At 31.4% G+C, this 6,871-nt stretch carries 3 protein-coding genes (2 of these 3 only partly in view); all 3 read left to right on the forward strand.

Going from position 1 to position 6,871, the window contains the following annotated elements; all coding sequences use genetic code 11:
* Positions 1–2,394 carry the 3' portion of a filamentous hemagglutinin N-terminal domain-containing protein gene (locus J3U35_RS01390; RefSeq protein WP_267359054.1) on the forward strand. The gene continues 396 nt to the left of window position 1, outside the view, so only the last 2,394 of its 2,790 coding nucleotides appear in the window; the start codon falls outside the window, past its left edge; its stop codon occupies positions 2,392–2,394.
* Positions 2,395–3,128: 734 nt separating this feature from the next.
* Positions 3,129–5,963, forward strand: coding sequence for a filamentous hemagglutinin N-terminal domain-containing protein (locus tag J3U35_RS01395; protein ID WP_267359056.1), 2,835 nt, complete (start codon positions 3,129–3,131; stop codon positions 5,961–5,963).
* A gap of 513 nt (positions 5,964–6,476) precedes the next feature.
* Positions 6,477–6,871, forward strand: the start of a protein-coding gene (locus J3U35_RS01400; RefSeq protein ID WP_267359058.1) for a filamentous hemagglutinin N-terminal domain-containing protein. 2,191 nt of this gene lie beyond the right edge of the window; 395 of the gene's 2,586 nt are visible here — the first part of the coding sequence; it begins with the start codon at positions 6,477–6,479; the stop codon falls past the right edge of the window.

The raw sequence follows: 6,871 nt of genomic DNA on the forward strand, positions 1-6,871 counted from the left end.
CGTGATGATAGCCAAACACAATTAGCTGGTAATATTAATGGTAATGCATCACTACAAAATAGCGCCAAGGTAATATTAAACGAAGTGAATTCGCAAAATATCAGCCAATTAAATGGTTATATCGAGGTGGCGGGTCAAAAAGCCCAAGTGATTATTGCCAATCCGGCCGGCATAACCTGTAATGGTTGTGGTTTTATTAATGCAGACCGAGCAACCTTGACCACCGGTAAACCGATAATGGAAGATGGAAAATTAACAGGTTATCAAGTAGAAAAAGGTCAGATAGCCATTACTGGGAATGGATTAAAAAATTCAGGGCAAGATTATACTGATTTAATCGCACGCAGTGTTAATGTCAATGCCAAGTTATGGGCTAATAAAGAAATCAATATTGTGACAGGTAAAGCGAAGGTGAGTACAGACCTGACAAAGATTGAAAAAGTCGCCTCAGCCACCAATACTGAACAACCTGAATTTGCGCTGGATGTTTCAGCGTTAGGTGGAATGTATGCCGGAAAAATTAAGATGGTCGGTACTGAAGCAGGGGTAGGTGTTCGTAATAATGGGATACTTATGGCCAGTGCTGGAACGATAGATATATCAACAAATGGCAAAATTTTAAATACCGTAAGTGGTAATCTTAATTCTGCGACAGACACCTTATTGAAGAGTGACAATATTGAAAATCATGGCACAATCATTAGTCAGAAAAATGTCATTTTAACGGGAAAAACAGAAGTAAAAAATTATGGCATTGTTAATGCTAAAGAAGACATTAATCTAAAAGCTGAAAAATTGGTTGCCAACGAAAATAGATTATTAGCAGGCAATAATCTTAGTGCAGAAAGTGAGGAATTTCTGAGTACCTGGACAGGGAATGTGAGTGCTAATAATATTACATTAAACGCAGCGCAAACCAAAAATGTGGGGAAAATTAATGCGGCTGAAAGTGTGAAAATTAAAGCATCAAGTGTTGAAAATGCTGGGAATTTATCAGCAGGAGAAAGTATTACTGTATCAAGTGAAAAAATCAAAAATGATTGGTTTGGTGTGATTCAGTCAAAAAATATAGAACTTGAAGGAACAAATCTAGAAAATTATAAAGAAATTAACGCAACTGACAACTTGATCATTAACGTTGTAGATATAAATAATATTAATACGTTAACCTCAGATAATAAATTAACGCTAGCAAGTCAGAACATTCAAAATCATTCAACAGGTCTGATTCGATCGCAAAAAGAATTATCCATAAATTCCAAAATGTTATCCAATAACGGTGTGTTAGCATCAATAGAAAATATGAATGTTATTAGTGATGATGTCTTTAATCATTGGAATGGTACAATGCAATCGAAAATCGTTGATTTAAAAGGCAATAACTTTAGAAATTATGGTGCTGTTAATGGTGTACAATCCATCGATATCGCCGTAAAAGGAATACTTTATAATCAAGGAATTTTATCATCAATTTCACCCGAACCTTCACCACATTCTGAAAGTTCAGAAACACCAAGTTTCAAAATTAATCTATCTTTTGATTCATTTAAAAATGATTGGAACGGTAAAGTTAATGCTGATCAAATAAATCTTGTGAACATTAAAACCAACAATGATCAAGTTAACGAAACGGGTGAATTTATTAATTATAACGAAATGAATGCCAATGACTTACTCAATATTGATGTTAAGAATGTTTACAATCAAGGTAAATTATTGGCAAAAAATGATTTATCTATAACGAGTGACAACTTCAAAAATGATTGGAAAGGCGAAGTACAAGCTAATAATATTACGTTGCTAGGTGCAAAATTTGACAATTACAATCAAGTTTTTGCTAATTCTGAGCTGAATGTCAATGTCGAAAACGCTTACAATCAAGCTAAGCTCTTAACTGAAGGCAAGTTATTAATTAATAGCAATAATTTCAAAAATGATTGGCTTGGTGAAATAAATTCAAATAACATTGAAATCACAGGTAATAGATTTGATAACCGTAATAAATTAATAGCGAATGATACAATGAATATTAACCTGAATGATTTTAATAACAATGGTGAATTATTGGCTAACCAACAAGTAAAAGTAGTCAGTCACAACCTAAAAAATGATTGGTTTGGTTCAATTAAAGCTGAAAATATTGATCTGAATGTTATAACAAATATGGAAAACTTTGGTGAGATTGAAGCTGGTGATCAGTTAACTATTAATTCTAATTATACATACAACCAAGGCAATGTGATTTCGAAAAGAGAGATTAAATTAGCGGGTAATCATTTTCTCAATGATTGGCATGGTGTGATTAATGCTGAAATTATTACTGACAATTTATCTGATAAAATCGTTAATCGTGGTCTAATTAATGGAAAGTCCACTAATGCAAAAGATGAATAGATTAATTTGATCAATTAATTCTGTTTTGTTGTAAAGATAAGATCCTAGTTTACTGAAATATATCATCAATAGGTAAGCTAGGATCTTAAAAATTAATTTTTTCAATCTTTGTCAACTTATGAGCTTTCTACTCATTCACTTTAATCCCCAAAAAACATAAAAATTTCTATAACTTACCTAATTAATATCAATAAAATTACTGGTAATAGAAATATCTAGACCGAATAAAATTAAAACATCATCAAGTGCCCAAATATTAAAACCGATTTGATCACACCAACTATTTGCTTAATAGAAATACTTTTTTAACAAAACTGAAAATAAATTAAGTGATAAATTAATAAATTAGAAAAATCTTGTTATCAAAAGTCTTAGCTAACCCTAAAAATTGTTTGGATTAACAAAGAAATGTAAATTACGGATGCACAAATAAAACTTTGACTAAATATAAATTTAATGTTTATTATACATGCATCAAATTATCTAAATGATGTTAATTTGGTGTGTCTGTTTCTTTCTGTTCTACCAAGGATGATGGTTAATTAGTGGATAACTAGCTAATGTTAACGTAATTTATCATCCTATCGATTTCCTTTTGTTGCATTAAATTCAAAATATTATTTGTATTGCCGTATTTAACTATTTTTGTAGATTTATTGAAATAATCATTTGTTTAATATGATGATTTTATTTTTTACGTTTTAACAAAATAATAGGTGAAAGGTGTAAATACTATGAATAAGAATTTTTATCGCATTATTTTCAATAAAGTCCGTGGATTGTTTGTTGTGGTATCTGAAATGACTAAATCGCATCAAGTCGTAACCAATAATGCTAAACAAATCAAAACAGTTCATGTTAACCCTAATCCAATCCAGCATGTTCAGTTTTGCAGATTAAAACCTTTAGTCTTTATGTCATATATTGCATTGGGTTTGGTTAGTGTGGTTAATGTCAGTTATGCCAATAATATCGTTGTCGATCCAACGGCTAACCAAGCACAACGCCCTAATGTGCACAACTTGCAAAATGGCGTAACACAAATTGATATTGCAGCGCCAAGTAATAGCGGTGTCTCTCACAACAAATATAACCAATTTGATGTATCCAAAAATGGTGTCATACTCAATAATGCGACAGGAAGAACTAATACCCAATTAGCTGGCGACATTAATGGTAATAGATTATTACAAAATCGTGCAAAAGTGATTTTAAATGAAGTTAACTCTCCAAATATTAGTCAGTTAAATGGTTATGTTGAAGTTGCAGGTCAAAAAGCGCAGGTCATTATTGCCAATCCTGCCGGTATAACTTGTAATGGTTGCGGTTTTATTAATGCTGATAGAGTCACGTTAACGACGGGTAAACCCATTATGGATAATGGTAAATTGCAAAGTTACCAAGTTGATGGCGGACGTATTGAAATTAATGGCTATGGTTTAAAAAACTCAGGTCAAGACTACACCGATTTAATTGCACGTAGTGTCAATGTTAATGCGGAATTATGGGCAAATAATGAAATTAATGTTATCACAGGACAAGCTAAAGTAAGTGCTGATTTGAATACCATTGAAAAGCAAGGATTTAATAATCAAGTTGATCAGCCTGAGTTTGGATTGGACGTTTCTGCGCTAGGCGGAATGTATGCAGGTAAAATTAAAATGGTCGGTACCGAAAATGGTGTAGGGGTACGAAATGAAGGAAAACTGATGGCGAGTGCCGGTTCATTGAATCTTTCTGCTGATGGCAAAATTATTAATAAAGGAACGATGCAATCCTCTGAAGGAACTGTCTTAAAAAGTCAATCTGAAATTAAAAATTTAGGCACAATCACAGCCAAAAATGACCTTAAACTTCAATCCCATACGTTAATTACCAATGAAGGAAAACTGTCTGCAAAAAATTCTCTTTCAACAACCAGTGATGAGTTTATTAGTATTTGGTCAGGGGATGTAAAAGCGAATAACATTGTGATTAATGCTAAGCAAGCTAAAAATGTGGGTAAAATGAGAGCCTATGAAACTGTCAACATTAATGCTTCAACTGCAGAAAATAATGGGAACTTAACGGCAGGAAAACAAATTACCCTAACAAGCGACAATATCAAAAATGATTGGCAAGGGATTATTAACGCTAAAAATATTAACTTGAATGGGAAAAATTTTGAAAATTATGGCGAAGTTAATTCTGCTGAAAACTTAGTGATATTGATAGAAAATATAAATAATATCAATAAATTACTATCAGATGAGCAATTATTGTTAAAAGGAACCAACATTACAAATAGCGATACAGGATTGATCAAAGCTGAGGACAAAGTTTCAATAGTTGCAAAGAACATCATCAATGATGGCACAATCAATAGTGACTCAGTATTTTTAGGGGAAGGAGAGGTTGGGAAAATTGTGAATACTTGGCGAGCAAAAATCAATGCTAAGCAATTATTTGATATTCATGCTAATCAATTTGAGAATTCTGGACAGATAAATGCGGATAATGGATCAATGGAATTACAAGATTATATGTATAACCAAGGTCAAATTACGCTAAATAACAATTTGAATTTATACATTAAAGATTTTAAAAATGATTGGAATGGCAAATTAGCCAGTAATTATATGCATATCAACAAAACGAAATCGGATGCTACTATCACTAATTATGGCGTCATCAATGCTGATAATTTAAATATTTTGAATAATAATGTTTATAATTATGGTCAACTTTTAGTGAATCATACTTTATCTGTAGTAAACAATGCATTTGTAAATAGTTGGCAAGGTATTATCAAATCTGATGAGGTGGATATAAATACGCGTAATTTTGAAAATCATAATGAACTCAAGGCGGGTCAATTACTGTCAGTTAATGGGGGTAACCAGTTTTATAATCAAGGAAAATTATTTGCCAATAAACAAATCATTTTAAAAGGCAATGAAGTTAAAAATGACTGGAAAGGTGAAATCAAAGCCGATTTAATTACAATGGATACCAATAAGTTGGATAATTATAATGAAATTAGTGCATTAAATTCATCGGTGATCAAAGTGAAAGACGGCTATAACCAAGGGAAGATTTTTGCATCCGATAAATTGGCAATAAAAACTGATAACTTTAAAAATGATTGGAAAGGCGAAATCAATGCTAACCAAATCGAAATCAAAGGCGGAAATTTTGATAACCGAAATTTTGCAAAAGCCAATGATGATTTCAAATTAAACGTAAGTAGTTTATACAATAATGGTCAGTTACTGGCTAAAAATAAAATACAGTTACACGGTAGAAATTTTCATAATGATTGGTTTGGTTGGATAGCATCAGACACTATTGATTTAGATATTGACTATAATTTTAATAATTATGGAACGCTATCTGTCAATAAATCAATTAGTATACTCGCTAACCTCATCTATAACGAAGGAAAAATAACTTCAGATGATTATATTAAATTAACAGCTAGGACATTGACCAACGACAGCCATGGAATAATTAATGCAAAATATATTGAATCTAAAATAGCCTATATTAACAACATTGGCGTGATCAATGGTATTTTCGTTAATCAATAAAATGCATGACAGTAAGTTATAATTGATAAAATTACTCACCTGGTTTACCAAACGTTATTTCTCGTTTGCTAAATCAGGTTATTAAGATTCTATTATGTTAAATGTTATCTACATTTATCTCTCACCTTTAATCATTATCAAAAAAAGATATCAATACAAGTCTTCGTTTTTAACCATTTTGAAATTTGAAAATAAAATTTTGCTTACAATTCATTAGGTAAAATTCTTTGACTAAATGAAAATTTAAAGTTTAATATATAAACATTAAGTTATCTAAACAATATAAAAATTTTGTTTGCACCGTTAGCTTAATAAAAGTCATTAAGTGTTCTGTAAGTCATTTGCGTGCTTTTTAAAGCATTAATCATAACGCAGCCGTTTTAGTTGAATTCGTATTAAATTTTTTAATAGTCTTATCTGATTCTGAAGTCATTTTAGAAAATTTGCTGTCCATAATTTAATATTAATATGATTTATTACGGCTATTAACAAAAAGATGAAAGGTAAAATATTATGAATAAACGTTTTTATCGTATTGTTTTTAATCGGATTCGTGGATTATTTGTTGTTGTGTCTGATATTGCACAATCACATCACGTTGTGGTTAGTAAGGGTCAGCAAGGCAAGCGTATTCACGTCAACAATAACTCGATCGATAATCCCCAATCTTATTTATTAAAGCCGTTAGTTTTTTTATCCTATGTTGCGTTAGGACTGGTCAGTATGACTGGCGTCAGTTACGCAAATAATATCGTTGTCGATCAAAGTGCCAATCAAGCGCAACGCCCAACGATTCAAGGTTTACCAAACGGTGTAACGCAAATTGATATCACAGCACCAAACAATGATGGCGTATCCCATAATAAATATACCCAATTTGACGTATCAAAAAATGGTGTCATTTTAAA

Origin of the sequence: Gilliamella sp. B2717 (assembly GCF_026536675.1) — a bacterium.
Lineage (GTDB): Bacteria > Pseudomonadota > Gammaproteobacteria > Enterobacterales > Orbaceae > Gilliamella > Gilliamella apicola_I.

Coding starts and splice junctions, on each gene's coding strand:
- J3U35_RS01395 (WP_267359056.1), top strand. CDS start 3,129: ATGAATAAGAATTTTTATCGCATTATTTTCAATAAAGTCCGTGGATTG.